Consider the following 24,889-nt stretch of genomic DNA (forward strand, 5'->3'; position numbering starts at 1 on the left):
AAGGCTCCCGAAAGACGGAACAGCCAGTCCCGTTACTTCACTACAAGCAATAGCGATGCCAACCAAGCGCTCTCTTGAACGCGCATGCAATATAGAATTGCTGCATCGCGAAACTGCCCTGCCGGAGCGTGGCCGATCCGCTACACCTCTTGCTGGAGGACTGCCTTGTTCGCGAGCAGACTGCCTATTTCCTGCTCGGAAAACCCCCAATCGGCGAGAATCTCCCGGGAATGTTCGCCTGCCTTGGCGGGCGGCATCCGTACCGCGCCGGGAGTGCGGCTGAAGCGCGGCGCGACGTTGGGCTGGACGATTCCCGCAACCTCGACGAAGGTCTCGCGTGCCTTGTTGTGTGGATGGCCGGGCGCTTCGGCAAGCGACAGCACGGGCGCGAAACAGACATCGGTGCCTTCCATGATCGCGCACCATTCCTCCCGGGTCTTGCGGCGGAAGATCTCGGCGAATCGCGCCCGCAGGCCCGGCCAGTTGGCGGGGTCCATTTGCGGCGCAAGTTCTTCGCCCTCGAGACCCGCGAGACGGACCAGTTCGGCATAGAATTTCGGCTCGATCGAGCCGATCGAGACATGCTTGCCATCGGCGGTCTCGTAGACCTCGTAGAAATGCGACCCGGTATCGAGAACGTTCACGCCACGCTCGTCCCGCCACATGCCCGAGGCATGCATGCCGTAGAAGATGGTCATCAGCGACGCGGCGCCGTCGGTCATCGCCGCGTCAACGACCTGCCCCTTGCCGGAACGCTCCGCCTCGAGCATCGCGGCAACGATGCCGAATGCCAGGTAAAGCGCGCCGCCGCCGAAATCGCCGACCAGGTTGAGCGGTGGCACCGGCCCGCTGTCCTTGCGCCCGATGGCATGCAGGGCCCCGGTGAGCGCGATGTAATTGATGTCGTGTCCGGCCGCCTGGGCGAGCGGGCCATGCTGCCCCCAACCCGTCATCCGGCCGTAGACCAGGCGGGGATTTCGTTCGAGGCAGACATCCGGCCCGATACCGAGGCGTTCGGTGACGCCGGGCCGGAAACCCTCGATGAGCCCGTCGGCCTGCTCGACCAGGCGGAGCACGGTCTCGACCCCCTCCGGCTTCTTCAGATCGACGGCAACCGACTTCCGGCCGCGGGCGAGCAGGTTATACGCCGAATCGTCGCCCTTGCCCCGCCGGAGCCCGAGCCCGGAATCGACGGTCCGGTCGACGCGGACGACCTCGGCGCCGAGATCGGCAAGCAACATTGCGCACATCGGACCCGGCCCGATCCCGGCGATTTCAACGATCTTCCTACCCTTGAGCGGCCCCACGGCACTTCCCCCAGATTGCTCGACGCTACGAATTTCGGCCAAGGCTAGCGGTATCCGATTTCCCTGACCATCCTGTTCCCGCCGGGACAGGCATGCCGGACCTTGCAGCATCGCCGATTCCGGATCATGGTCGCCTTCGCGCCGCCGCCCGGCCGGGGTCGGCCGATACCTGCAACCGCGCGGGACCGCTCCGCGCGATCCGGCTCAGAGGCGAGACACGCTATCCCGGGCGCCCTGCCAGCCGCGTCCGTACGAACGGGACTTCCGCGATGCTGAATATCGACTTCATCCGCAGCAATCTTCGCTGGCTTGGCGCCGGCTTCCTGCTCAGCTTCTCGTCCAGTTTCGGCCAGACCTATTTCATCTCGCTGTTCTCCGGCGATCTCCGGGACCTGTTCGGTCTCAGTCATGGCGAGTTCGGCGGCCTCTACACGATCGCGACCCTGTCCAGCGCGGCGACCCTGGTCTGGCTCGGCAAGCTGGCGGACAGCCAGCCGCTTGCCCGGCTCGCGTCGATGACGATCGTCGGCCTTGCGCTGGCGGCAATCGCCATGGCGTCGGTATTCTCGCCGATCATGCTCGTCGTCGTCTTCTACGCTCTCAGGCTGCTCGGCCAGGGCATGCTGAGCCATCTCGCCTTCACCGCCATGGGGCGCTGGTACCGGGCGCAGCGGGGCCAGGCGATCGCCATCGCCGCCATGGGCTTCCCGGCCGGCGAGGCACTCTTCCCGATCGTCGCCGTGGCCCTCGTCGCATGGATCGGCTGGCGCGAGACCTGGCTGGTCGCCGCCGGCGTCCTGCTCGCGGTCCTGCTGCCGGCGATGCTCCTGCTGCTCAGCCGTGGCCGCACCCCGAAGGGCTACCGCGCCGACGGTGGCGACGATGACGGAACCGCGCCGCGCGACTGGACCCGCGGCGAGGTGCTTCGCGACCCGCTGTTCTACGCCCTCATGCCGGGCCTGCTCGCCCCGCCCTTCATCCTGACCGGGGTGATCTTCAACCAGGTCCATCTGGTCGAGGTCAAGGGCTGGAGCCTTGCCGCCTTCGCCGTCGCCTACCCGGCCTATTCGCTGGCCGCGGTCAGCGCCTCGCTGCTCTACGGGATCGCCACCGACCGCTGGGGCTCCGGGCGGCTGCTGCCGGTCTACCTGCTGCCGCTGGCCAGCGCCCTGGTCCTTCTCGCGTTCGGAACGGCACCCTGGACGCCGCTGGCCTTCATGGCGCTCAGCGGCTTCACCGCCGGGGCCGCGACGACCCTGCTCGGCGCCCTGTGGGCGGAGATCTACGGCACCCGCCATCTCGGCGCGATCCGGGCACTGGCGGTCGCCTCGATGGTCTTCGCCACCGGCGTCGCACCCGGCATGATGGGCGCCCTGATCGATCTCGGGATCGACATCACCGACCAGATCCTGGCGATGGCCGGATACACCCTCGCCGCGGCCCTGCTCTTCCTCGGGCTCAACATGGCGACCCCGCGGCTCACCCGTACCGCCGCCTGAGACGCGCCGCCGGGTGGACGGGGCGGCAAAAAATTGTCACCATCCGCCGCACTGAACGGGAGCGCCCGGCCTCCCGTGGCGGCCAGGAAACGACGGCACGAATGAGAACGACAGGATCAGCGAGAGCACGAACGAAGGCCGGCGTCGATGCCGCCGGCGAGGGTCGCGCGCTGCACAAGGCCGGACGGCTGAAGGAGGCGGCACGGGCCTACGAAAAGGCGCTCAAGGCCGACCCCCGGGATGACACGACGCGTTCCCTGCTCGGCGCCGCCCGGCTCGGCCTCGGCCAGGCGGGCGCCGCCGTCGACTGCTTCAGGATGCTGGTCCGGCGCGCGGGCGACGATCCCCGCAATCATTTCAACCTGGCGATCGCACTGACCGCAGCCGGACGGACCGAGGAGGCCGAGGCGAGCATCCGCGCCTGTCTCGAACGCGCCCCGGACGATCCGGCCGCGCTGAACAACCTCGGCGACCTGCTGCGCCGGCGCGGCGCGCTGGAAGAGGCCGAGCGACATTTCCGCAAGGCGCTCGCGCACGCCCCCGGCATGGTCGAGGCAATGGTCAACCTGGCCGCCCTGCTCGCCAACCGCTACCAGACGGAACACCGCGACGAGGCCGAGGCATTGCTGCGCCGCGCCATCGCCGCGCGCCCGGGACTGGCACGGGCGCACGAGATCCTCGCCCAGGTCATCGGCGCCCCCGGCCGCCGGGCAGAGGCGTTGGCCGCCGCCCGGGAGGCCGCCGCGCTGGCGCCCCGGGCGCTCTCCGCCCAGGTCGGCCTCGCCCGCGCCGCGATCCTGGCCGGCGATTACGAGGCGGCGGAAGCAGCCGCGTCCAGGGCGATCGAGGCCGATCCGGACTCCGCCGAGGCGCATTACCTGGCCGGGGCCGCGGCTTACAAGCTTAACCGCGTCGAGGCGGCACGCGCCGCCTTCGAGACCAGCCTCGCCCGCGATCCGGAAAACCGGTCGCCGAGCCACGCTGAATGCGTCGCCGCGCTTTTCGTTACGTTGCAGGCGCTCAGTCATGGCGAGCTGGCTGCCCCCCTGATGGATTACAGGCGGCTGGTCCGCCCGGCGCTGCTGCCGCTGCCGGAGGGCTTCGCCGATCATGCCGAGCTCAATCGCAAGCTCGCGGCGGAGATCCGTGCCCATCCGACCCTGCGGTTCGATCCGGAGGGTCGTGTCGCCCACGGCGCCGCGCTGACCGACAACCTGCTGGCCGACCCGAGCCCGGCCCACGCCGCCTTCATCGGTGCCGTCCGCCGGGCGATCGAGGATTACCGGACGGCGCTGCCGATCGAGCCCTCGCACCCGATCCTGCGGGCCCGGCCAAAGGCCTATCACATGGTCAGTTGGGCGACGCTGACCCGCGCCGGGGGCCTGATCGACAGCCATATCCACGAACATTCCTGGCTGTCCGGAGCCTATTACGCGACTCTCCCCGACATGAACGGAACCAGCCCGGAGAACCCCGAAGGCTGGATCGAGTTCGGCCGGCCGACCCCGTTCTTCACCGCCGGGTTCGAACCGCTGGTTCATCTGGTGCGGCCCGAACCCGGTCTTCTGGTGCTGTTCCCATCGGCATTGTTCCATCGAACCGTGCCGTTTACCGACGAGGCGGAACGAATCAGCCTGTCGTTCAACTGTTACCCGGACTGAACGACGGGGCATGAGGCCGTCCTAGCGGAACGGGATCACGGCGACGATCAGACCGGACCGCGGGTCGATGGCAAGGCGGACCCATCCGCCGCGCGCGTCGCGGCCGTTCCGCCAGTAGTGGCGGCCGTCGAAATGGACCGGCCCGAGATCCCGGTAATGGCGCTGGTTGTAATAATGGCGGCCCTCGTAGTAGGGCGATGCCGGATGGCGATAGGTATCCCGATGCCATCGGCCACCGCCATAGGGGCTGCCATGGGCGCCCGGACGCCTCGACCAGTCGGACCGGCCGTGCTTGTCGCCATGGTGTTTCTTGTAATCGTGGCGATCCTTGTAATCGCGTTTCTTGTAGTGACGGTCCTTGTCGTGCCGACCCTTGTCGTTACGACCGTCGCGGTAGCCGTCATGGCCGCCGTCGACATGGATGACGACCGCCGCGGCCGGGCGTTTCGCGGAATCGGCGGCGGCGGGAAGGGTGAAGGCGGTCGCGGCAATCATGGCGACGGCAAGCAGTGTTTTGTGCATCATCATCGTCTCCTGCGTTAGATCTAGTCCGAGTGAACGGGTTCGACCATGACGCACCGTGCATGAATGCCGCCTGAGACGATCATTCATGCGCCGTTCAGTTTGCCGGCATTAGGAATTCCCGCATGCGACGACGGTTACTCCTTGCCCTGATCTGCGCTTTTCTCGCCCTCGGCGCGGCGACGCCCGCCCTTGCGGTGAGCCAGGACGAGGCGCGCCAGGCGGTCCGCTCGGGCGAGGTGCTGCCGCTCTCCCGCATTCTCGGCCCGATCCGCCAGAACTATCCGGGCAAGCTGCTCGACGCCGACCTCGACCGGCGCGGCGGACGCTGGGTATACCGGATCAAGATCCTCGAGCCGAACGGTCGCGTCCGCGGGCTGACCGTCGATGGCCGGACCGGCCAGATCATCGGCAGATAGGGAGCGAACGACATGCGAATTCTGGTCGTCGAAGACGAACCCGATCTCTCGCGCCAGCTTTCCACGGCGCTCGGCGACGCCGGCTATGCCGTCGACGTGGCGATGGACGGCGAGGAAGGCCATTTTCTTGGCGATACCGAACCCTATGACGCGGTCGTTCTCGATATCGGCCTGCCGAAGATGGACGGCCTGAGCGTGCTGGAGCAATGGCGCCGCGACGGCCGGGTCATGCCGGTCCTGATCCTCACCGCCCGCGACCGCTGGAGCGAGAAGGTTGCCGGAATCGACGCCGGCGCCGACGACTATGTCGCCAAGCCATTCCACATGGAGGAAGTGCTGGCCCGGATCCGCGCCCTGATTCGCCGCGCCGCCGGCAGCGCCAGCAACGAGATCGAATGCGGCCCGATGCGGATCGACACCCGGGCCGCGCGTGTGACCGTCGACGGGAACCCGGTCCGGCTGACCGCGCTCGAATACCGGCTGATCTCCTATCTGGCGCTCCATCGTGGCCGCATCGTCAGCCGCACCGAGATCATCGAGCATCTCTACGATCAGGATTTCGACCGCGATTCGAATACCGTCGAGGTCTTCATCGGGCGTCTCCGCAAGAAACTCGGGCAGGACCTGATCCGGACCGTCCGCGGCCTCGGTTACGTCCTGGCCGGCGAAGGTGATGCGGTCTAACTCGCTCCTTTTCCGGCTCCTTCTCGGCGCCGCGATCTGGTCGGCGATCGCCCTGGTCGCCGGCGGCATCGCTCTCTCGGCAATCTTTCGCGAGCGGGTCGAGGACAATTTCGAACAGCGCCTGACGGTCCTCCTCTACGGTCTCGTCGCGGAACTCGACGTCGCCGAGGACGGCGCGCTCGATGCCGCCTCGCCGCCCGGCGAACCCCGTTTTCACCAAGTCTACTCGGGCTGGTACTGGCAGGTCGATGGCGCCGACGGCGCGATTGCCCGCTCGCGTTCGCTGTGGGACCAGGCACTCGCCGCACCGTCCTGGGCGGACGGCGGGAGCGGTCCGCGCCGAAGCGCTCTCGACGGACCGGACGACAAGGCGCTGGTCGCGCTCAGCCTGCGGATCACCCTGCCCGCCATGCCCGACCGGCCGCTTATCGTCACCGTGGCCGGTGACCGGGCCGAGATCGACGCCGCCGCGGCGAGTTTCCAGCAGACCCTGATCTTCTCCCTCACCGCTCTCGGGCTCGGCCTGATCGTCGCGATCCTGCTGCAGGTCCGCTTCGGTCTTCGACCGCTCCGCAAGCTGCGCGACGGCCTGGCGGCGATCCGCGACGGTCGCGCCGAGACCCTGGACGAGGGCGTCCCGGACGAGATCCGCCCGCTTGCCCGCGAGCTGAATGCCCTACTTCGCCAGAACGCGGCCGTGGTCGAGCGCGCCCGACGCCATGTCGGCAACCTTGCCCACGCGCTGAAGACCCCGGTGACGGTGCTCGGCAACGAGGCGGCCGGCGACCGCTCCGGCCTCGGCGAACTGGTCACGCACCAGACCGAGCTGATCCGCCGCCAGCTCGATCACTACCTGGCCCGGGCGCGGACCGCGGCCACCGGTGGGGTCATCGGCGCCCGCACCGAGGTGCGCCCGGTCGCCGAGGCCCTGGTCCGGACCGTCGAGCGACTGCACCGCGACCGCGATCTCGACATATCGCTGCAGGGCGACGACCTGCCCGACTTCCGCGGCGAGCGGGAGGATTTCGAGGAGATGCTCGGGAACCTCCTCGACAATGCCTGCAAGTGGGCCGGGAGCCGGGTCGTCCTGTCGCTCGGCACGAGCGGCGGCGCGCTGCGGATCGCCGTCGCCGACGACGGACCGGGACTGGACGCCTCGGTTCTCGATTCGGCGGTCCTTCGCGGCCGCCGGCTCGACGAGTCGGTCCCGGGCTCCGGCCTCGGCCTGTCGATCGTGAAGGATATCGCCGAACTCTACGGCGGGACGCTCGAACTCGGCACCGCTGCCCAGGGTGGTCTCGAGGCTCGCCTCACCTTGCCGGGCCTGCCGCGCCGGAACAGCTGATAGAAGCCCGCCGTTCGGGGCCGCGAACATGAACGGCCGATGAACGGCGCGTTCAGGCTCCGCTCAAACGGCGTTCCCTATTGTCACCTGCATGAGCCGCGACGGGTCGCGGCGCTCCGTTGGAGAGGTCACATGAGGAATCTGTTCGTTACCGGTTGCCTTGCCGCGGCGCTGCTGATCGCGGCGACCGGCGCCGCCACGGCCGGCGGCCCCCGTCACCATGATCGGTCCTATCACGGGAAGGGCCACGGCTACGGCCATCACCGGGATTACCGGCATTACCGTCCGCACCACAAGCACTACAAGCACCGCCATCGCCACGGCAGCAGCTCGTCCCTCTTCCTGAATTTCCCGATCGTCGTGGCACCGCGCCCGGCGCCGGTCTATACCCCGCCGCCGCGCACGGTCTACGTGCCTGTACCGACACCGGCACCGGCACCCGTTCCGTCCGTGAGCGGCGGCTACGACGGCAGCTATTGCCGGGAATACAGCACCACCGCTCAGATCGGCGGCCAGCCGCGCGAGATGTACGGCACCGCCTGCCAGCAAGCCGACGGGAGCTGGAAGATCATCGGGCCGCTCACCCCGGTTCCGGACTGATCCCCGCCCGCATCGCCAACGACACGCGTAAGGAGAACAAGAAATGACCCGCAAATCAGCCCTCCCCCTCGCCGCCCTGCTCGCCGGCGCTCTCGTACTCGGCGGCTGCGCGACCAACCAGCCCGGCCCGAAACAGGGTGTCGGCACGATCCTCGGCGCCATCGGCGGCGGCATTGCCGGCGCCCAGTTCGGCCATGGCAAGGGTCGCCTGGTGGCAACCGCCATCGGCACCCTGGGGGGCGCCGTGCTCGGCAATGCCGTCGGCCAGAGCCTCGACCGCGCCGACGCGACCTATGCGGCGCAGGCTCAGCAGGCAGCGCTCGAACGCTATCCGAGCGGCGAGACGATCGAATGGCAGAACCCCGACAGCGGCCATTACGGCAGCGTCACCCCGCTCCGCACATATCGTTCGGACGGGCGCTATTGCCGGGAATATACCCAGACCGTCTGGATCGGCGGCCGCCAGAGCGAGGCCTATGGCGAGGCCTGCCGGCAGCCGGACGGCAGCTGGCAGATCCGCCAGTAACTGCCGCCCGTCCCGGTAACCCTCAGGCGGTGGCGCTCAGTTGCCGAGCAGGTTCTTCAGCGTCTTCTTCACGTCCGGCTTGGCCGGCGCCTCGCCACTCCCGGACGTCGCCGCGCCGCCGTCACCGCCCTGCAGGACCTTGCCGAGGGCGCCCGCCGCGCCGCCTTCCTTGACCCCCTTGAGGGTGTCCTTGACGCTGTCGACCGCGGCACCCGGATCCTTCACCAGGTCCTTCACGACGCCTTCCATGTCGGGACGATAGGACAGATTGTCCCACGGCCCCTCGATGATGACCGGGACCGCGAGCCCCTTCTTGTCGGTCGCGCCGCCCTGGCCTTCGAGGCTCGCCACCACCTTCGGCGTCACGCGGTAGTTGACGGTCCGCGCCGGCAGGTCCGAGGTTCCGGCGCCGTTCACCCGGATCAGCGGGTTCAGCAGCACCATGTCCTTGTTCTCGAGCTGGCCGTCGGTGATCGTGAAGGTGCCCGAAAGCTCCGCGAAATCGGTCTTCTGCTCGCCGCCGCCGCCGGAGAAGGCCGTCGTGACGTTGCGCACCATGGCGGCGAGATTGATGCCGTTGATGGAACCGTTCTCGAACTTGATCGCGCCCTTGCCATTGAGGCTTTCAACCATCGCCCGCTGGCTCTTGCCGCTGGCGGTGACGGCGACTTCGATCCGGCCGGTGCCTTCCAGCTTCTCGAAGCCGGCGGCGTCGGTCAGCAGCGGCTGGGCCTGGATGCCCTCGAGCACGAACTGCTCGCTGAGCGCCGGCACGGCCTTCGAGGCATCGAGGCCGATCTTGCCCTGCCCCTTGCCGCCATAGAGGTTGAGTTCGCTGAGATCGACCCCGAGAACGGCGTTCTTCAGCGTCATCGCCAGCGCGCTGCGGCCGATCTTGAGTTCCTGCACATGCAGGCCCTCGACGCTGAGCTTGAAATCGACATCGGCAGCACCGAGCCCGGAGAAGTCCATCGGCTCGTCGCTCCAGCCGGCAGCGGCAGCCTTGCCGCCCGAACCGGACGTGGTGCCGGAGCCCTGCCCGCCCGATCCGGCGGCGTCCGCCTTTTCCTTCGGCAGGTAGGGATTGACGTCGACCAGCCCGAGATCGAGCCGCCCGCTGAGCGCCGGCCGCGCGCCACCAAGCGCGACCGCCAGATCGCCGGTGCCCTTGATGTCGTCGAAGGCGATCGTGGCCTCGTTGAAGGAGACCTTCTGGCCGGTTGCGTCGAGCGCGCCCTTGACGGCAAAGGCCAGCGGCGTCGCGAAGTCGGCCTCAAGCGGCTGCCCGGCCCAGGCGGCGAGCGCCGTCAGCGACGGGATCTCCAGATCGACGTCGCCGGTTACCCGCGGCGCCTTGCCGACGGTCACGGTCCCGGCATATCCGGCGGTGACGACGGCAGACTTGAGGTTCATCACGATCTCGGAGGTGCCATTTTCCAGGATCGGCCGGATGGTCGGCGAATCGATTGCCAGTTCCAGCTTCTCGCCGTTCTGCACCAGCGATCCGCTCGCCTTGAAGGGACTGTCGAGCCCGGTCAGCGCGACGTCGAAATTGATCTGCTCCAGAACCACCTTCTGGCCGGTCGACTGGTCGTCGTAGATGACCCGGCCGTCGACGATACGCACCTCGCCGAGACTGATCTCGCTCGGCCCTCCGACCCCGCCGGCGCCGCTTTCGGCGGCCGGCGCCTCGCCCGGCGTCCCGAAGGCCCAGTTGGGCTTGCCCGCCTTGTCGACTGCCAGGTGGATGTCGGGCTCAACGAGCACGAAGCGGCCGAGCTTGACGTTGCCGCTCAGCAGCGGCAGCACCTCGAGCTCGATCCCGAGTTCCTTCAGCCGCACCATGTCGGCCGGCTCCTGTCCGGGGGCATTGGCGAAACGGACATCGGTGGCCTGCAATTCCAGCCGGGGCAGCAGCGACAGGCTGAAGTCGCCGTCGATCGCAAGATCGCGACCCGTCGCCTCCTTGGCACGGACGATGACCTGTTCGCGGATCGTCTCGATCGGGATCACGAAGGGCAGGATCACCGCCGCCGCGACCACGATCACGACGAGGACGAGAAGGCCGATCAGGAGTTTTTTCATGGCACGGTCACCGGATGTCAGGGGGCAGGACGAGACGCGGACGCGAAACACTTATCCGAAGAAGATAGTCCCAATCGTGACAATCGCCAATGTCGGTGACTGTTCGCCCCCCGGTTCCATCCCGTTCAGAACGGCTGGCCGACCGCGCGGGTAAGGAACCGCATCAGCGGTGTGGCCGCCCGGAAGGTCGCGCCGACGGCCTCGACGAAATCCGGCCGGAGGGCGAAATCCGGTGCCTCCCGCCGCATGCCGAAGAAGCTCTTCCGCTTCAGGTCCTCGATATGGGGATGGTCCTTGTCGAAGTCGCGCGGCGGTCGCGACAGCCCGTCGCCATGCACGCCACCGAAGGTCTTGGCGAAATCCCGGTCACCGATCACCTTGTCCCAGCCGCCGTCGGGTTTCGCGATGGCCTCGCGGATAGCCTTGAGCTGCGGCGACGGCGGCAGCCATATGCCGCCGCCGAAGAAGATCTCGTCCGGCGCCAGATGCACGTAGTATCCCGGCGCATGGGCATCCTTGCCGGCGGCATGCCGGAACTGGACGGCACCATGCTCCTTGTAGGGCCGCTTGTCCTTCGAGAAGCGCACATCCTTGTAGATGCGGAACATCGACCCGCCATTGGGGCGCGGGTCGGCCACGAAATGCGCCGAGATCGCGCCGAGCCGGGGCGCCATCGCCTCGATGAAGCTCGACAACGGGGCCACGACCTCGGCCTTGTAGCGATCCTTGTTGGCATTGAACCAGTCGCGGTCGTTATGCGCCGCAAGTTCCCTGAAGAAGGCGAAGAAAGCCGGTGAAAAGCCCGGAAAGTCGGTCATGGCGTCATCTCCCTCGCGCGCTGCAATAGCAGGACTATGAGAACATATCGGGAACAACGATGGTGAGCAACCGCCGCCTATCCGGCCCCGGCGAGGCGCAGCCTGAGCCCCTGCAGGCCAATCAGCGTCTTGGCGTCGAGAATCGAACCGTTGTCCAGCATCCGCCAGACCTCGGCCAGTGTCGGTTCGATCAGGCGGATGTCCTCATGTTCGTGATCCAGGCCGCCGCCGCCCGCGACCCGATCGCCCGATCCGATCTCGCCATAGAACATGTGGACCCGCTCGGCCGAGCCGCCGGGCGAGGCGAAATACCAGCCCCAGCTTTCCAGCGCGCCGACGCGATAGCCGGTTTCCTCGAGGATCTCGCGGCGCATCGTCGCCTCCGCCTCTTCGCCCGCGTCGATCATCCCGGCCGGGATCTCGACCAGCCAGCCGCTGCCGCCGTCGACCGTTGCGACGCGGAACTGTTCGGCGAGCACGACGGTGCCGGCGGATGGATTGTAGAGCACGGCCGCGGCCGCATCGCCCCGCATCAGCACCCGGCGTTCCATCGGCCCGGCGAAGCCGCCGTCGAAGCGCTCGAAGCTGACGGAGACCGTGTCGACCGGCAGGAAGCCGTCCAGCAGCCGGGACCGGTCGTGGATGGTGTAACGCCTGCCGCTGCCTGTCTCGCCCATGGTCCTGCCCGTCCCTGCGCTGTCGCTGTGCGCCTATGTCGCAATTCGACCGCTCTGAGGTCAATACGGGACAGCCATGCCCCCTCTTCCCTCTGACATGCTTTCATGACCGGAACGGGATGGTCGAGGGAGTTCGATGCAATGAAATCGCATGCGCGCGTCGTGGTGATCGGCGGCGGGGTGGTCGGCGCCAGCGTCCTCTACCACCTGACCCGCTTCGGCTGGCACGACGTCGTGCTGGTCGAGCGCGCCGAGCTCACCTCCGGCTCGACCTGGCACGCGGCCGGCGGCATGCACACGCTCAACTCGAACCGCAACCTCGCCAGCCTGCAGAAATACACGATCGACCTCTATAACGAGATCGAGGAGAAATCCGGCCAGTCGGTCGGCCTGCACCGGACCGGGCTGATGTATCTCGCCGCCTCGCCGGACCGCCTCGATTACATGAAGGCGGAGCGCGCCAAGGCCCGCTTCCTCGGTCTCGATCTCGACTTCATCTCGATGGCCGATGTCGAACGCTTCAATCCGCTGGTCGACAGCAGTCATTTCATCGGTGCGCTCTACGATCCGAACGACGGCAATGTCGACCCGTCCGGCGTCACGCATGCCTATGCCAAGGCGGCCCGGCAGAACGGCGCCGAGGTCTATCGCCACAACCGGGTCACCGAACTTGTGCCGACCGCCGACGGCGGCTGGCGCGTGGTCACCGAGGGCGGCACGATCGAATGCGAGGTCGTGGTCAATGCCGGCGGCCTCTGGGCCCGGGAGGTCGGCCACATGGCCGGCGTCGAGTTGCCGATCCTCCCCTGGGAACATCAGTATCTCATCACCGAGGCGATGCCGGAGATCGAGGCGCTCGACCGGGAACTGGTCGCGACCATCGATTTCGAGGGCGAAAACTATACCCGGCAGGAGGGCAAGGGCTTCCTGATCGGGACCTACGAACAGGGTTGCGTGCCCTGGTCGCGCGACGGCACGCCGTGGGACTTCGGCCACGAGCTCCTGCCCGCCGACCTCGACCGGCTGATGGACCAGATGGAGGTCGCCTACCGGCATTACCCGGCGCTCGCCAATGCCGGCATCAAGCGGGTGATCAACGGCGCCATGGTGTTCGCCCCGGACGGCAATCCGCTGATCGGCCCGGTGCCGGGCCTGCGCAATCATTTCGCCGCCTGCGGCGTGATGGCGGGCTTCAGCCAGGGCGGCGGCGTCGGCCTCGCGGTCGCCGAATGGATCATCGAGGGCGAGCCGCCGATGGACGTCTTCGCCATGGATGTCGCCCGCTTCGGCGGCTTCGCGACGAAGGGCTACACCCACGACAAGAGCCGGGAGAACTACCAGCGGCGCTTCTCGATCTCGTTCCCGAACGAGGAGCTTCCCGGCGCCCGGCCGCAGCGGACGACGCCGGCCTATGATCGCCTCAAGGACATGAACGCGGTCTTCGGCCAGTCATACGGGCTGGAACACGCGCTCTGGTTCGCCCCGGCCGGGACCGAGCCGCACGAGACGCCGACTTTCCGCCGCTCGAACGCCTTCGAGGTTGTCGCCGGGGAATGCCACGCGATCCGCGACGCTGTGGGCCTGCTGGAAATCGCCAACTTCGCGAAATACGAGATTGCCGGCCCGGACGCCGAAGGCTGGCTCGACGGCATCCTCGCCAACCGGCTGCCGAAGTCCGGCCGCATGCTGCTCTCGCCCATGCTGTCGCCGAAGGGCCGGATCATCGGCGACCTCACCGTCGCCCGGCTCGCCGACGACCGCTTCATGCTGTTCGGCTCCGGCGCGGCCGAGGCCTATCACCTGCGCTGGTTCCGCGGCCTGCTGCCCGATGCCGGGGTGACGCTCAGCCCCCGCATGGCCGATCTCGGCGGCTTCGCGATCGCCGGCCCGAAGGCACGCGAACTGCTCGCCCGGCTCTGCCCGGACGATCTCGCGACCGAGGCCTTCCCGTTCCTGCATATCCGCGAGACCGAGGTCGCGAACGTTCCGGCCCTGGTCGCCCGGATCTCCTATACCGGTGAACTCGGCTACGAGATCTATGTGCGGATGGACTATGTCCGCCGCCTGCTCGACGCGCTGCTCGCCGCCGGCGCCGATCTCGGGATCCGTCCGTTTGGCGGACGCGCGCTCAACTCGGTTCGCTTCGAGAAGAATTTCGGCGCCTGGACGCTGGAATTCACCCCCGACTACGGCCCCAGGGCGGCCGGTCTCGACCGTTTCGTCGATTTCCGGAAAAGCGCCTTCATCGGCCGCGAGGCGGCGCTGGCCGAGCGCGACGGCGAGGTCGCGCGGATGTTCTCCACCCTCGTCATCGAGGCGGTCGACGCCGACGCGAGCGGCAACGAGCCGGTCTTCCATGACGGCCGGGTGGTCGGGTTCACGACCTCCGGCGCCTACGGCCACCGGACGGCGCGGAGCTATGCCCACTGCTACATCCCGCCGGCCCTGCGCGACGCCGCGGCAGACTTCGAAGTGGAAATCCTGGGCGAACGGCGCCCGGCCAGGCTGGCACTCGAACCGGTCTACGATCCGACCGGCGCGAAGATGCGGCAATAGCGGCGCCTGCCGCCCCTGCCCGCGCCTTCAATCAGGTCGGGTCGCGGCGGGCCGACGCGAGCGCCTGCCGCGCCCAGGGCAACCCGAACCCGAACAGTCCGGCGGCGATCCCGGCCGGCGCGGCGGCGCCGATGATCGCCTTCTCGGCAAATCCGAACATCAAGCCGAATACGGCGATCGCGGTACCGGCGAGCGCAGCACCCGCATATCCGTACAGAGCCGATTTTATGAAGATCATTGTTCTGCCTCCGTTCTGTTGCGGATAATTTTAACCAATTTTTAACCAAATTCTTGCTTTTCGCAAGATGATGCTTGGCCGCACCTCATCTGTACTGTTAACCATTTTCATTAACCTTGTTTGACGCTCTTCCGCCTGCGTCGCGACCGGAACCGGGCCGCGCCGACCACCCGTCCCGGCCGAGGCCCGCCCGGAATTCTTTTTCGGGAAGGCCCGTCGCGCACGGGCATCGCCATGACGCAAATCGTCTATCATCGACGTTCGAGGCGGCCGCAAATCGGCGGAGCGAAACCGCCCGCCACGGCCGTCATGGGCCGCACGGCATGGCATGGCGTTCAGGGAGGGAGCATTGGCGAGCCAGTACGACGCGATCATCATCGGGGCCGGGATCATCGGCGGCTCGATCGGCCATGAACTGGCCGCCAAGCGCTGGAAGACGCTGAACGTCGACAGGCTGCCGGCGGCCGGCTACGGCTCCACCGGCGGCTCCTGCGCGATCATCCGGACCCATTACTCGACGTTCGACGGCTCTGCCCTCGCCTACGAGGGTTTCTTCTACTGGGACGACTGGGCGAGTTACCTGGGCGTGCAGGACGAGCGCGGGCTGGCGAAATTCCACAAGACCGGCTGCGTCGTCATGAAGACACGGCAGAACCGCTACCTGAAGCCGGTCTGCGACAACATGGATGCGCTTGGCATCCCGTGGGAGGACTGGGACGCGGAGCGGGTGCGCAAGGCGATCCCGGTCTTCGACACGAAACTGTTCTCACCGCCGAAGCGTCTCGACGACCCGCATTTCGGCGAACCGACCGGTGGCGAGCTTGCCGGCGGCGTGTTCTTCCCGCTCGCCGGCTATATCAGCGACCCGCAACTGGCAAGCCACAACGTCCAGCGCGCCGCCGAGGCCAGGGGCGGCGAATTCCTGTTCAATGCGGAGGTGGTGAAGATTCTGCGCGCCGATGGCCGGGTCACCGGGATCGAGCTGGCTGACGGGCGGACGATCGCGAGCCCCGTGGTGATCAACGTCGCCGGCCCGCATTCCTCCAAGATCAACCGCATGGCCGGCGTCGAGGAGGGCATGAAGATCAAGACCCGGGCACTGCGGCAGGAGGTCGTGCATGTCCCGGCCCCGGCAGGTTACGACGTCGAGAAGACCGGCTATGTCACGTCGGACAGCGACATCGCCTGCTACATGCGGCCCGAGCTTGGCAACAACATCCTGGTCGGTTCCGAGGATCCCGAATGCGACGAGCGCGAATGGGTCGATCCGGACGACTACAACACCGACTTCACCGATCAGTGGCGGGTCCAGGCGTTGCGCGCCGCGCAAAGGATCCCGAGCCTCGGCATCCCGAGCCGCATGAAGGGCGTGGTCGACCTCTACGACGTCACCGACGACTGGATCCCGATTTACGACCGCTCCGACCTGGACGGCTTCTACATGGCGATCGGCACCAGCGGCAACCAGTTCAAGAATGCCCCGATTGCCGGCAAGATGATGGCGGCGCTGGTCGAGGCCTGCCAGGCCGGTCACGACCATGACCGCGATCCCCTGACCTTCCGCCTGCCGAACATCGGCCGCGAGATCAGCGTCGGCTTCTACTCGCGCAACCGCCACATCAACCCGGAAAGCTCCTTCTCGGTGCTCGGCTGAACGGCCGGACAGACGGGCCGGCCCCACCGGAGCCGGCCCGTCACGGTTCAGATGATCTCGGCGATCTGGTCGAAGGCAAGCCGTGGGCCGCGCGGATGGAGCGCCGATGCCTCGCCGTGGCCAATGTTGATCAGGAAGTTCGAGCGGTAGCGGCCGTCGGGAAAGAATTCCCGGTTCACGCCCTCGGCGTCGAAGCCGGACATCGGCCCGACATCGAGCCCCACCGAACGGAGCGCGACGATCAGGTAGGCGCCCTGGAGCGAGGAATTGCGGAAGGCGGTTTCCGCCGCCATGTCCGGATTCCCGTCGAACAGCGGCTTGACGTCCATGAACGGGAAAAGCGTCGGCAGGTGATCCTGGAAGCGGCTGTCCTGGGCGACGATCGCCGTCACCGGCGCGCGCATCGTCTTGTCGACATTGCCCGGCGAGAGCAGCGGACGGAGCCGTTCCTTGGCCTCGGTCGAGCGCAGGAAGAGCACCCGCATCGGCGAGGCGTTGAAGGCGGTCGGCGCCCACCTGGCCAGATCATAGGCTTCGGTCAGCAGGGCCGGGTCGACCGGCTTATCGGTCCACTGCATGTGCGTACGTGCTTTGCGGAATTGGCGATCGAGCAATGCTTCGGCGGGGTGTACGGTCATGGTCCTGTTCCTCGTTCGGATCGACTGCCGGCAGGCCCGCCGGCTCATGCCTCTCAATTAGGGAACGGCACCTTTGTTCAACAATATGACATCCAGAACCACTTCGTATCCTGAATGGAAACAATAGAAGCCGAGGCGGCCCGGCCGCGGTTCTGTCCGGTCTGTCCGGCCCCGTTGCCTGCCGGCGACCGGCCGTGCTGAAGGCGGCCGCCCCGGCCCCGGGCAGCCGGGACAACGAAACCGGCATGCTGATGATGGTGACGGCGATGCTGATGGTGCCCGGTATCGATGCCTTCGCGAAGGTCCTGACCCAGACCATGCCGAGCGGCGAGATCGCCGCTGCCCGTTTCGTCTTCCAGAGCGTGCTTCTCGCGCCGCTGATGCTGTTCCGCCCGCGCAGGACAGCCGGTCTCGGGCTATTGCCGAATGCACTCCGTGGCGGACTGCTGGCCGCGGCGACCCTGCTCTTCTTCAGCGCCCTGGCCTACATGCCGCTCGCCGAAACGGTCGCGATCTTCTTCGTCGAACCGCTGATCCTGACCCTGCTCTCGGTACCGCTGCTTGGCGAGAAGATCGGCTGGCGCCGGATTGTCGCGATCTCCGTCGGCCTTGCCGGCGCGATGATCGTGATCCGGCCGAGCGCCGCCCTGTTCGGCCTCGCGGCCTTCCTGCCGCTTGGCGCGGCGACCTGCTTCGCCTTCTACCTGATCCTGACGCGCCGGCTGGCGCCCTCCGGCGACGCCGTGACGATGCAGTTCCTCGCCGGCGTCTTCGGGGCGCTGATCATGGCGGTGGCGCTGGTCATCGGCTCATTCGCCGGCATCGCCGTGCTCGACCCGGTGATGCCTGACGGCCGCGAGTTCCTGATGCTGGCCGGTCTCGGGGTCATCGCGACGATCGGCCACCAGCTCGTCGTGCTCGCCCTCAGGCGCGCCTCGGCCGGACTGCTTGCACCGTTCCAGTATCTGGAGATTGTCAGCGCGACCATCCTGGGCTACCTGGTTTTCGCGGAGTTTCCCGGACCGACGACCTGGCTCGGCATCGTCCTGATCGTCCTTTCCGGGGTCTATGTCTTCCACCGCGAACGGCGGCTCAAGGGCTGAGCCGGCCTACATCTTGTCGGCGATGCCCGGGACCGACAGACTGCGGCGGAGGCGCATCTCGCGATGCATGATCACCCCGGCGCTGGTCACGATGACGGCGCTGCCGATCCAGGTGAAGGCGTCGGGCGCTTCGCCGAAGGCGACATAACCGATCAGCGCCGCCCAGACCAGTTGCAGGAAGCGGACCGGCTGGGTCACGCCGAGGTCGGCGACCTTGAAGGCCTGTGCCATGGCGAGATGGGCGCCGGTCGCAAGTGCGGCCGTCAGGAACAGCCAGATCAGTTCGGCGATTGTCGGCGTGCGCCAGATGAAATAGGCGACCGGGCCGATCATCACCGTCACGGATACCGACAGGAAGGCGACGATCACCAGCGCCGGATCGGTCCGGGTCAGGCGCTTGGCGATCAGGTCGGACATGGCGAACAGCGGCGCCGCGATCAGCATGACGGCCGCGCCCGGCTCGATCGCCGCCACGCCCGGGCGGAGAATGATGAGCACGCCGACGAGGCCGAGCACGATCGCCCCGATCCGGTAGATGCGGATGCGCTCGCCAAGGAACAGCGCGGCGCCGATGGTCACGAAGACCGGCGAGGTGAACCCGAGCGCCGTGACTTCGGCGAGCGGGACCCGCGCCATCGCGTAGAACCAGAGCATCACGCCGGTGCCGTGGGCCATTCCGCGCATGATATGCCAGCGGATGCTCGAGCCGACGATGTCGACGATCCGCAGCCGAAGCAGGATCGGCAGCATCAGGATCAGCCCGAAGAAATAGCGCAGGAAGGCCGCCTGCACCGGGTTCATGTCACTGCCGAGATAACGGACGATGGCCATGAAGCCGGCGAAGCAGATACCGCCGAGCGCCATCAGGAGCACACCGGCCGTATTGCCGGACATGCGGGCGCCGATGGCCCGGATTGAAGACGGAACCATCTGTCAACTCTGCTTTGCGGTCATTCGCTGAGAAATCTAACCTTTATTTACCCATCCAGTCAGAGCAAAGCTCGCACGGCAGCTATGTTCCCAGCGAACGCCTCGCGCGATCCTCGTCGCCTCCCCGAAGGCGGGCCGCCGCCGCGCCCCGACCGGGAAGGCGTCAGCCGGCGGACCTGACGGCTGCCTCGCTTCGCGAGAACACGGCGCTCGCCCGGCAGACTCGCTTGCCGTCGACGTTCATATGCGCGTTGGCAAAGGCGAGGCGGTTGCCCAGGCGCTCGATCTCGACCTCGATTTCCAGCCAGTCGCCCTTGCGGACCGTTCCGACGAAATCGGTCGTCAGGCTCGCGGTGGTGAGATTGGCCGGAGGATCGACCGAGAGCGCGGTATTGTAGCCGAGCGCGATGTCGGCGAGCGTCATGAACAGCCCGCCGTGGGCGAAGCCGCGGCCGTTGCAATGCTTCTCCTCGATCCTGAGCCCCAGCACGAAACCGCCCTCGACGCCGTCCCGGTAGAAGACCGGTCCGACGAGATCGATGAACGGGCTCGTCCGGAACAGCGGTTTAAAGCCTTCAGGCAAGTCGGACATGCTCCCCCTCTCGTTCCTTCAGTGACAATTGCGGCGATAGTCGCGCATGAAGCGCGGCGCCATCCGGTTCAGTCGTTCCTCGTCCACGCGCCCGGCCCGGGTGATGTAGCTCCGCGCGAAGCGCCAGGGATCCTGCGCCATGTGGCTGGCAAAATCCTCGTACCATTCGGCGCTCCGGTTGGCGGCGGCGACCAGCTTGTCGACGACCGGCCGGCGGGCCGCCTCGTAAGCCGCGAGCGCCACCCCGAGGTCATCGGGCGTAGCGCCGAGCGCCCGGTCGAGGGCGATCGCGTCCTCCACGGCAAGCCGGGTGCCGGACCCGATCGAGTAATGCGCGGTATGCAGCGCGTCGCCGAGCAGGACATGCCGGCCGCCGTGCCAGCGCGCGCAGGCGAGCTTCGGGAAGTTCCGCCAGTGCGACTTGTTGCCGACAAGCGGCGCCCCTTCGAGCACATCGGCGAAGATCTCGCCGCAGAGCGCCCGCGTCGCGGCCTCGTCCATCCCGGCGAAGCCGGCCCGTTCCCAAGCAATCGGGTCGGCCTCGACGATGAAGGTGCTCATCGTCGGCGTGTAGCGATAGTGATGGGCGTTGAAGGCACCGAACTCGGTCTCGACAAAGGTCTGGGTCAGGGTGTCGAACGGCTTCTCCACGCCGTACCAGACGAAGCGGTTGCCAAGATGATCGATACGGGCGCCGAAATCGACCGGCGCCGCCTCGCGGACCAGCGAATTGACGCCGTCGGCACCGACCACCAGATCGGCCCCGGCAAGCGCATCGAGGCTCTCCAGCCGCGATCCGAAGACCAGCCGGGCGCCGGCGTCGCGCGCACGCGCCTGGAGCAGGGTCAGCAGGTGCAGCCGTCCGATGGCCGAGAAGCTGACCCCGTCGATCCGGATCGTCTCGCCCCGATGGATGACCGTTATGTCGTCCCAGCTTTCCATGTGCGGGATGATCGCGTCATGGGTTTCCGGATCGTCCGCCGCGAGGAATTCAAGCGCCCGGCCGGAAAACACCACGCCGAAACCGAACGTCGCGTCGGCCGCGTTCTGCTCGTGCACCGTGACGTCGAGCGCTGGCCAGCGCCGCTTCAGGAGATAGGCGAGATAGAGCCCGGCCGGGCCGGCGCCGACGATGGCAATGGAGCGCAGCATGGAGTCCGCCAGTGTCCGGGACAATCAAGAGCGATACGGTCACGCGGAGCATAGACGTGGCGACCGGCGGCGGACAACCGGGCGGATTCGCACAGCTCAGTCCCGTTGCCGGTCATGGGCTTCGTCGCTTGCCTCCCATATCATCCGGCTGCCGGGCGCGCAGCCCAGCATCTCGATCGGGTCGCGATTGTCGACGTGACCGTAGAGGCCCTGGTAGACGCTGTAGCCGCAGAGTTCCTGCAGCCGGCGGGGGAAGCCACGCATCTTCCCGGCCGGGACGCCGAGCTGCTGGTTCTCCTGCTGGCGCACCCAGCCGGCGCAGTAATAGCAGGCGATGCCGTAGCGCCGCTCGGCGGTCCGGTTGCCGCCGCCGCCGTGCCAGAGCGCGCTGTCGAAGAACATCGCGCTGCCGGCCGGCATCTCGGCGGCGAGGCTGTCATGCGAACTGAAATAGTCGGGCGCGTGGTCCAGACGGTGACTGCCCGGCACGACCCGCGTCGCGCCGTTCGCCTCGGTGAAGTCGGTCAGGGCCCACATGCAGTTGACCGCGAGCGGCGGATGCGGCCGCGGCAGCGGGATCAACTGGCTGTCGGCGTGGATCGGCTGTGCCTCCTGCCCCGGCCCGAGAACGATCGCGGAAAGCGACGAGAGCTGCAGGCCGCTGTCCAGCACACCTTCGGCGATGGAGAGGGTCGGCGGATGCACCGGGATCCGGGCGAAGATCGCGTCATGGGCAAGCAGATTGTAGATTCGCAGCGTCTTCAGCCCTTCGAAGCGGGTACGGGCATAGCCCTGCCCCTCCTCCGCTTCCAGCCGATCGATGGCGGCGCGCAGGCCGGCGATCAGCTCGGCGGGCACCACGTCGGGAACCACAGTGAAACCCTGGTCCCGCATTTCCGCCAGATGGCGCGCCCGCGCCGCCTCGGACAGACCGCCCATGTTTCGCCCTCCCCTGGTCGACCCGGACAGTGGCCATGGTGACCGGGCCGGGCCGGGCCGCGCAAGCCCCGTCCGTACCAGGGACCGGTCAGGCGCGGGCGGAGAACATCGACACCAGCAGGCCGCGGGGTTCCCGGCGGATCGCCTCGACCCAGACCCAGGCCGCCGCGATCGAAATCGCCGGATTGACGGCATAGAAGACCGGGTACCAGGTGCCGTAGTAGTCGCCGAAGAAGGGCATCCACAGATGCCAGAGCGCGGTCATGACCAGCAGATGGCTGCAGAACAGCGGGAACACATAGGGATCGTAGCGGGCGATCATGTCACCCAGCCGATTGCCGTCCCGGTTCAGCCAGCCGGCGAAGATCCAGAAGGCGAGCGCCCCGAGGAAACGGCGGATCTCGATGAAATTCGCCTTGTGGGCGACCGCGAACTGGTCCACCGGCGTGATGATCTCGAGCTGCCGGGCGACGTCGTAGGCCGAGATCAGCACGAGGTAGACGACGAAGGAGGTGACGATCGGGGCCGCCCAGCGATCGAGAATGTCGGTCGGAATCCCGCGATCGGCGACGATGATGCCGAGCGTGAACAGGAGCGGGATGATCGGCCGCATGACGAAATAGAGTTTGACGTCGGTCGCGAACCAGGCAAACAGCGCGGCCAGCAGCAGCACCGGGAAACGCCGGGCAACGGCGCGCAAGACAGGAAACAGCAGGAAACAGGCGAACAGGTCGCGCAGGAAGGCGAGCTGGGTGTTGATCGGCGGTGAACCGAGGGCAAACACCAGGTTGACCCATTCCGGCGCCGTGATGTCGAACCGGTCGATCAGCTCCTGGCGCCCGAGGAAGATGCCGGACGCCACGACGACCAGCACCGCCAGGACGTTCCACGAGACCATCGGGACAATCAGCGTGCGGAAACGCTTGCGGATCAGCGTCGGGTAACTGTCGCGCTTGCAGCTCAGCACCGCCAGATAGCCGCCGATGATGCTGAGTAGCGGTGTCGATGCCCGCCCGAAGATGTCGGAGAGGATGAACCGGACCACGTCGAACGGGCGATAGCCGAACTGCTGGTAGTCGAGTTCCTCGGCGCCCGGACTGATATGGGCGAAGAGCATGAATCCGATACAGAGCGCCCGCGCGATGCGCATGCGTCGCGACAATTCCGCGTTCATGGAAATGCCCCCCCTCCGGCAACTGTTACTGCAATCATTCCGACAAGCGTTTCAGACGATCCGAACAACTCCTCGCGCCCGTCGAAAGACAGTCACGCCCCTCATGTCTACGTCGAATGTGTTAACCTTCGATTATTGGAAATTCAACCACGACGGTCACAAAATCCGCGGCTTCGCGCCCTTTCGACGCCGTTCAGGCGGAGGTTTGGCGCGCGCTTGCCGCCCAGCGCGCGAACGCCAGCGACACCACCCCGAGCAATGCGAAGGCGGTGACAAGCGGGACGATGGTGCCGTCGTAGAGAAGCCCGATGACGATCGCGAGGAGCACCGAAATCAGGGTCGACACCGAGCCGACGACCGCCGCGCCGATGCCCGCGATATGGCCAAGCGGCTCCATCGCCAGCGCGTTCAGGTTGCCAAACAGCATGCCGATGCAGAAGAAGATCCCCATCAGGAAAAGCACGAACTGCCAGAGCGGTGGATGACCGTCAGCGAGCAGCGCGAGCGGCAGGAAGCCGAACGAGAGCGCGATCAGGACAACCAGGGCAAGGCTGCTCAGCCGCTGCATGCCGAAACGCATGACGAGGCGACCGTTGGCGATCGAGGCCGCGCCGATCGCCAGCGCAAGCGCGCCGAAATAGATCGGGAAGGCCTCGCCGAGCGCGTATTGCACCTGGAAGATCTGCTGGGCCGAGCTCAGATAGGCGATGAACGCGCCGCTCACCGTGCCGGTCGCCAGGATATGACCGAGCACCGAGCGATTGCGGAAGCACTCCGCTATGCCCGACAGCAGGACGCGCGACGACAACCTGCGCCGTCGCTCGCGCGGCAGGGTTTCCGGTTGCCGCAACAGCAGCCAGAGCGAGGCGGTCACGGCAAGCAGCAGGAACATCACGAAGATCGCCCGCCAGCCGGCAAGCAGCATGACCGCCTGGCCGAGCGCCGGGGCCAGTGCCGGAACCAGGATGAAGACCGCCATCACGAAGGACATGATGCGCGCCATCGCGCGACCCTCGTGCCGGTCGCGGACCATGGCGACCGTGACGATTCTCGGCCCCGCCGCGCCCAGCCCCTGCAGGAAGCGGCCTGTCAGCATCTGCTCGAAATCGGCGGCGAACAGCGACAGCAGGCAACCGGTCATGAAGATGAAAAGGCCGAGATAGATGGCGTTCTTACGGCCGATGCTGTCGGACAGCGGCCCGTAGAAGATCTGCCCGAACGAGAATCCGATGAACAGCGCCGTCACGAGGAGCTGGTTGTTGTTCTCGTTGACGACGCCGAGCGCCGCGCCGATTTCCGTCAGCGCCGGAAGGATCGCATCGATCGACATCGCGGTCAGCGATATCAGCAACGCCATCAGCGCGACGAATTCCGCGGCGCCCGCCGCGGCGCGATTGTCAGACAAAGAATGCTCTCCCCGGATCCGGCGTCGCCGGTCGTCGCGCTACTTGAACTCGGTTTCGACGAAGGCGAAGGGCGCCGCGCCGCTGTTGATCACATTGTGCGACACGCCCGCCTCCCGGAAGTAGGAAGCGCCTGCCCGCATCGGCACCCGCGTTTCCTTGCCGTTGTCGTCGACGATCGTCAACTCGCCATCGCCGAGCGGCACGACGACATAGTCGAATCCGTGAACATGATGCCCGGTCTCCGCGCCCCGGGCGAACTCCCAAAGCGCGACCCGGGTCCGCGCGTTGTCGACCTGGATCGTCGCCACGGCCTTCTGCCGGTTGGTTGCCATCACTCGCTCTCCTGTCTCGCTGGATCCGGATG

Annotated in this window: 24 protein-coding genes; 10 read left to right on the forward strand and 14 right to left on the reverse strand. The window is 67.1% G+C overall.

The window, feature by feature from the left end:
* Nucleotides 1-140: 140 nt before the first annotated feature.
* A complete protein-coding gene (locus OCH7691_RS13020; protein ID WP_370853113.1) occupies nt 141-1,307 on the reverse strand; it encodes a CaiB/BaiF CoA transferase family protein in 1,167 nt (388 codons plus the stop codon).
* A 269-nt stretch (nt 1,308-1,576) separates the two neighbouring features.
* On the opposite strand from OCH7691_RS13020, the gene OCH7691_RS13025 reads away from it, so the two are divergent.
* On the forward strand, nt 1,577-2,806 hold the full coding sequence (locus OCH7691_RS13025) for an MFS transporter (RefSeq protein ID WP_085883965.1): 1,230 nt from the start codon (nt 1,577-1,579) through the stop codon (nt 2,804-2,806).
* 101 nt (nt 2,807-2,907) lie between these two features.
* Complete coding sequence (locus OCH7691_RS13030; RefSeq protein WP_085883966.1) at nt 2,908-4,467, forward strand: tetratricopeptide repeat protein; 1,560 nt, start codon at nt 2,908-2,910, stop codon at nt 4,465-4,467.
* Between the two features lie 21 nt (nt 4,468-4,488).
* On the opposite strand, the gene OCH7691_RS13035 is transcribed toward OCH7691_RS13030, so the two are convergent.
* The gene (locus OCH7691_RS13035) at nt 4,489-4,992 is read right to left on the reverse strand and encodes a hypothetical protein (protein WP_139839694.1); all 504 of its coding nucleotides are present in this window, start codon (nt 4,990-4,992) and stop codon (nt 4,489-4,491) included.
* A 122-nt stretch (nt 4,993-5,114) separates the two neighbouring features.
* Here OCH7691_RS13035 and OCH7691_RS13040 point away from each other — a divergent pair, with 122 nt between their 5' ends.
* From OCH7691_RS13040 to OCH7691_RS13060, 5 genes are all read left to right on the forward strand, one after another.
* Nucleotides 5,115-5,408 carry a PepSY domain-containing protein gene (locus OCH7691_RS13040; protein WP_085883968.1) on the forward strand — a complete coding sequence of 98 codons (294 nt, stop codon included), beginning with the start codon at nt 5,115-5,117 and terminating at the stop codon, nt 5,406-5,408.
* A gap of 12 nt (nt 5,409-5,420) precedes the next feature.
* Nucleotides 5,421-6,092, forward strand: coding sequence for a response regulator transcription factor (locus OCH7691_RS13045; RefSeq protein WP_085883969.1), 672 nt, complete (start codon nt 5,421-5,423; stop codon nt 6,090-6,092).
* Nucleotides 6,082-7,437, forward strand: coding sequence for an ATP-binding protein (locus OCH7691_RS13050; RefSeq protein ID WP_085883970.1), 1,356 nt, complete (start codon nt 6,082-6,084; stop codon nt 7,435-7,437). The genes OCH7691_RS13045 and OCH7691_RS13050 overlap by 11 nt, the downstream gene beginning before the upstream one ends.
* A gap of 132 nt (nt 7,438-7,569) precedes the next feature.
* Nucleotides 7,570-8,037, forward strand: a complete 468-nt coding sequence (locus OCH7691_RS13055) for an RT0821/Lpp0805 family surface protein (RefSeq protein WP_085883971.1) — start codon at nt 7,570-7,572, stop codon at nt 8,035-8,037.
* A gap of 43 nt (nt 8,038-8,080) precedes the next feature.
* A complete protein-coding gene (locus OCH7691_RS13060; RefSeq protein ID WP_085883972.1) occupies nt 8,081-8,563 on the forward strand; it encodes an RT0821/Lpp0805 family surface protein in 483 nt (160 codons plus the stop codon).
* Nucleotides 8,564-8,599: 36 nt separating this feature from the next.
* On the opposite strand, the gene OCH7691_RS13065 is transcribed toward OCH7691_RS13060, so the two are convergent.
* The 3 genes from OCH7691_RS13065 to OCH7691_RS13075 all read right to left on the reverse strand — a co-directional run bounded on the left by OCH7691_RS13065 (nt 8,600) and on the right by OCH7691_RS13075 (nt 12,143).
* Nucleotides 8,600-10,648: an AsmA family protein gene (locus OCH7691_RS13065; RefSeq protein ID WP_085883973.1), complete on the reverse strand. Its 2,049-nt coding sequence runs from the start codon at nt 10,646-10,648 to the stop codon at nt 8,600-8,602.
* Between the two features lie 125 nt (nt 10,649-10,773).
* Nucleotides 10,774-11,466: a DUF2461 domain-containing protein gene (locus OCH7691_RS13070; RefSeq protein WP_085883974.1), complete on the reverse strand. Its 693-nt coding sequence runs from the start codon at nt 11,464-11,466 to the stop codon at nt 10,774-10,776.
* Between the two features lie 77 nt (nt 11,467-11,543).
* Nucleotides 11,544-12,143, reverse strand: a complete 600-nt coding sequence (locus tag OCH7691_RS13075; RefSeq protein WP_085883975.1) for an NUDIX domain-containing protein — start codon at nt 12,141-12,143, stop codon at nt 11,544-11,546.
* 141 nt (nt 12,144-12,284) lie between these two features.
* On the opposite strand from OCH7691_RS13075, the gene OCH7691_RS13080 reads away from it, so the two are divergent.
* On the forward strand, nt 12,285-14,699 hold the full coding sequence (locus OCH7691_RS13080; protein WP_085883976.1) for a GcvT family protein: 2,415 nt from the start codon (nt 12,285-12,287) through the stop codon (nt 14,697-14,699).
* Between the two features lie 31 nt (nt 14,700-14,730).
* Here OCH7691_RS13080 and OCH7691_RS13085 read toward each other — a convergent pair whose 3' ends face one another.
* Entirely contained in the window at nt 14,731-14,937 is a 207-nt protein-coding gene (locus OCH7691_RS13085) for a hypothetical protein (RefSeq protein ID WP_085883977.1), read from the reverse strand.
* A gap of 349 nt (nt 14,938-15,286) precedes the next feature.
* Between OCH7691_RS13085 and OCH7691_RS13090 the strand changes: the two genes are divergently transcribed.
* Entirely contained in the window at nt 15,287-16,591 is a 1,305-nt protein-coding gene (locus tag OCH7691_RS13090; RefSeq protein WP_217807963.1) for an NAD(P)/FAD-dependent oxidoreductase, read from the forward strand.
* 47 nt (nt 16,592-16,638) lie between these two features.
* Here OCH7691_RS13090 and OCH7691_RS13095 read toward each other — a convergent pair whose 3' ends face one another.
* Nucleotides 16,639-17,229, reverse strand: a complete 591-nt coding sequence (locus tag OCH7691_RS13095; protein ID WP_085883979.1) for a malonic semialdehyde reductase — start codon at nt 17,227-17,229, stop codon at nt 16,639-16,641.
* 194 nt (nt 17,230-17,423) lie between these two features.
* On the opposite strand from OCH7691_RS13095, the gene OCH7691_RS13100 reads away from it, so the two are divergent.
* The gene (locus OCH7691_RS13100; protein WP_217807965.1) at nt 17,424-18,332 is read left to right on the forward strand and encodes a DMT family transporter; all 909 of its coding nucleotides are present in this window, start codon (nt 17,424-17,426) and stop codon (nt 18,330-18,332) included.
* Nucleotides 18,333-18,338: 6 nt separating this feature from the next.
* Here the strand turns inward: OCH7691_RS13100 and OCH7691_RS13105 are convergent, their stop codons facing one another.
* From OCH7691_RS13105 to OCH7691_RS13135, 7 genes are all read right to left on the reverse strand, one after another.
* Nucleotides 18,339-19,262 carry a DMT family transporter gene (locus OCH7691_RS13105; protein ID WP_139839695.1) on the reverse strand — a complete coding sequence of 308 codons (924 nt, stop codon included), beginning with the start codon at nt 19,260-19,262 and terminating at the stop codon, nt 18,339-18,341.
* A 163-nt stretch (nt 19,263-19,425) separates the two neighbouring features.
* The gene (locus OCH7691_RS13110; protein WP_085883980.1) at nt 19,426-19,854 is read right to left on the reverse strand and encodes a PaaI family thioesterase; all 429 of its coding nucleotides are present in this window, start codon (nt 19,852-19,854) and stop codon (nt 19,426-19,428) included.
* Nucleotides 19,855-19,872: 18 nt separating this feature from the next.
* Entirely contained in the window at nt 19,873-21,006 is a 1,134-nt protein-coding gene (locus OCH7691_RS13115) for an FAD-dependent monooxygenase (RefSeq protein WP_085883981.1), read from the reverse strand.
* A gap of 96 nt (nt 21,007-21,102) precedes the next feature.
* The gene (locus OCH7691_RS13120; protein ID WP_085883982.1) at nt 21,103-21,945 is read right to left on the reverse strand and encodes a phytanoyl-CoA dioxygenase family protein; all 843 of its coding nucleotides are present in this window, start codon (nt 21,943-21,945) and stop codon (nt 21,103-21,105) included.
* An 88-nt stretch (nt 21,946-22,033) separates the two neighbouring features.
* Entirely contained in the window at nt 22,034-23,119 is a 1,086-nt protein-coding gene (locus OCH7691_RS13125) for an acyltransferase family protein (protein ID WP_085883983.1), read from the reverse strand.
* A gap of 193 nt (nt 23,120-23,312) precedes the next feature.
* Nucleotides 23,313-24,524 carry a multidrug effflux MFS transporter gene (locus tag OCH7691_RS13130; RefSeq protein WP_217807969.1) on the reverse strand — a complete coding sequence of 404 codons (1,212 nt, stop codon included), beginning with the start codon at nt 24,522-24,524 and terminating at the stop codon, nt 23,313-23,315.
* 39 nt (nt 24,525-24,563) lie between these two features.
* The gene (locus OCH7691_RS13135) at nt 24,564-24,857 is read right to left on the reverse strand and encodes a cupin domain-containing protein (RefSeq protein ID WP_085883984.1); all 294 of its coding nucleotides are present in this window, start codon (nt 24,855-24,857) and stop codon (nt 24,564-24,566) included.
* Nucleotides 24,858-24,889: the final 32 nt, after the last annotated feature.

The sequence above is a fragment of the Oceanibacterium hippocampi genome, from assembly GCF_900172325.1.
Lineage (GTDB): Bacteria > Pseudomonadota > Alphaproteobacteria > Sneathiellales > Sneathiellaceae > Oceanibacterium > Oceanibacterium hippocampi.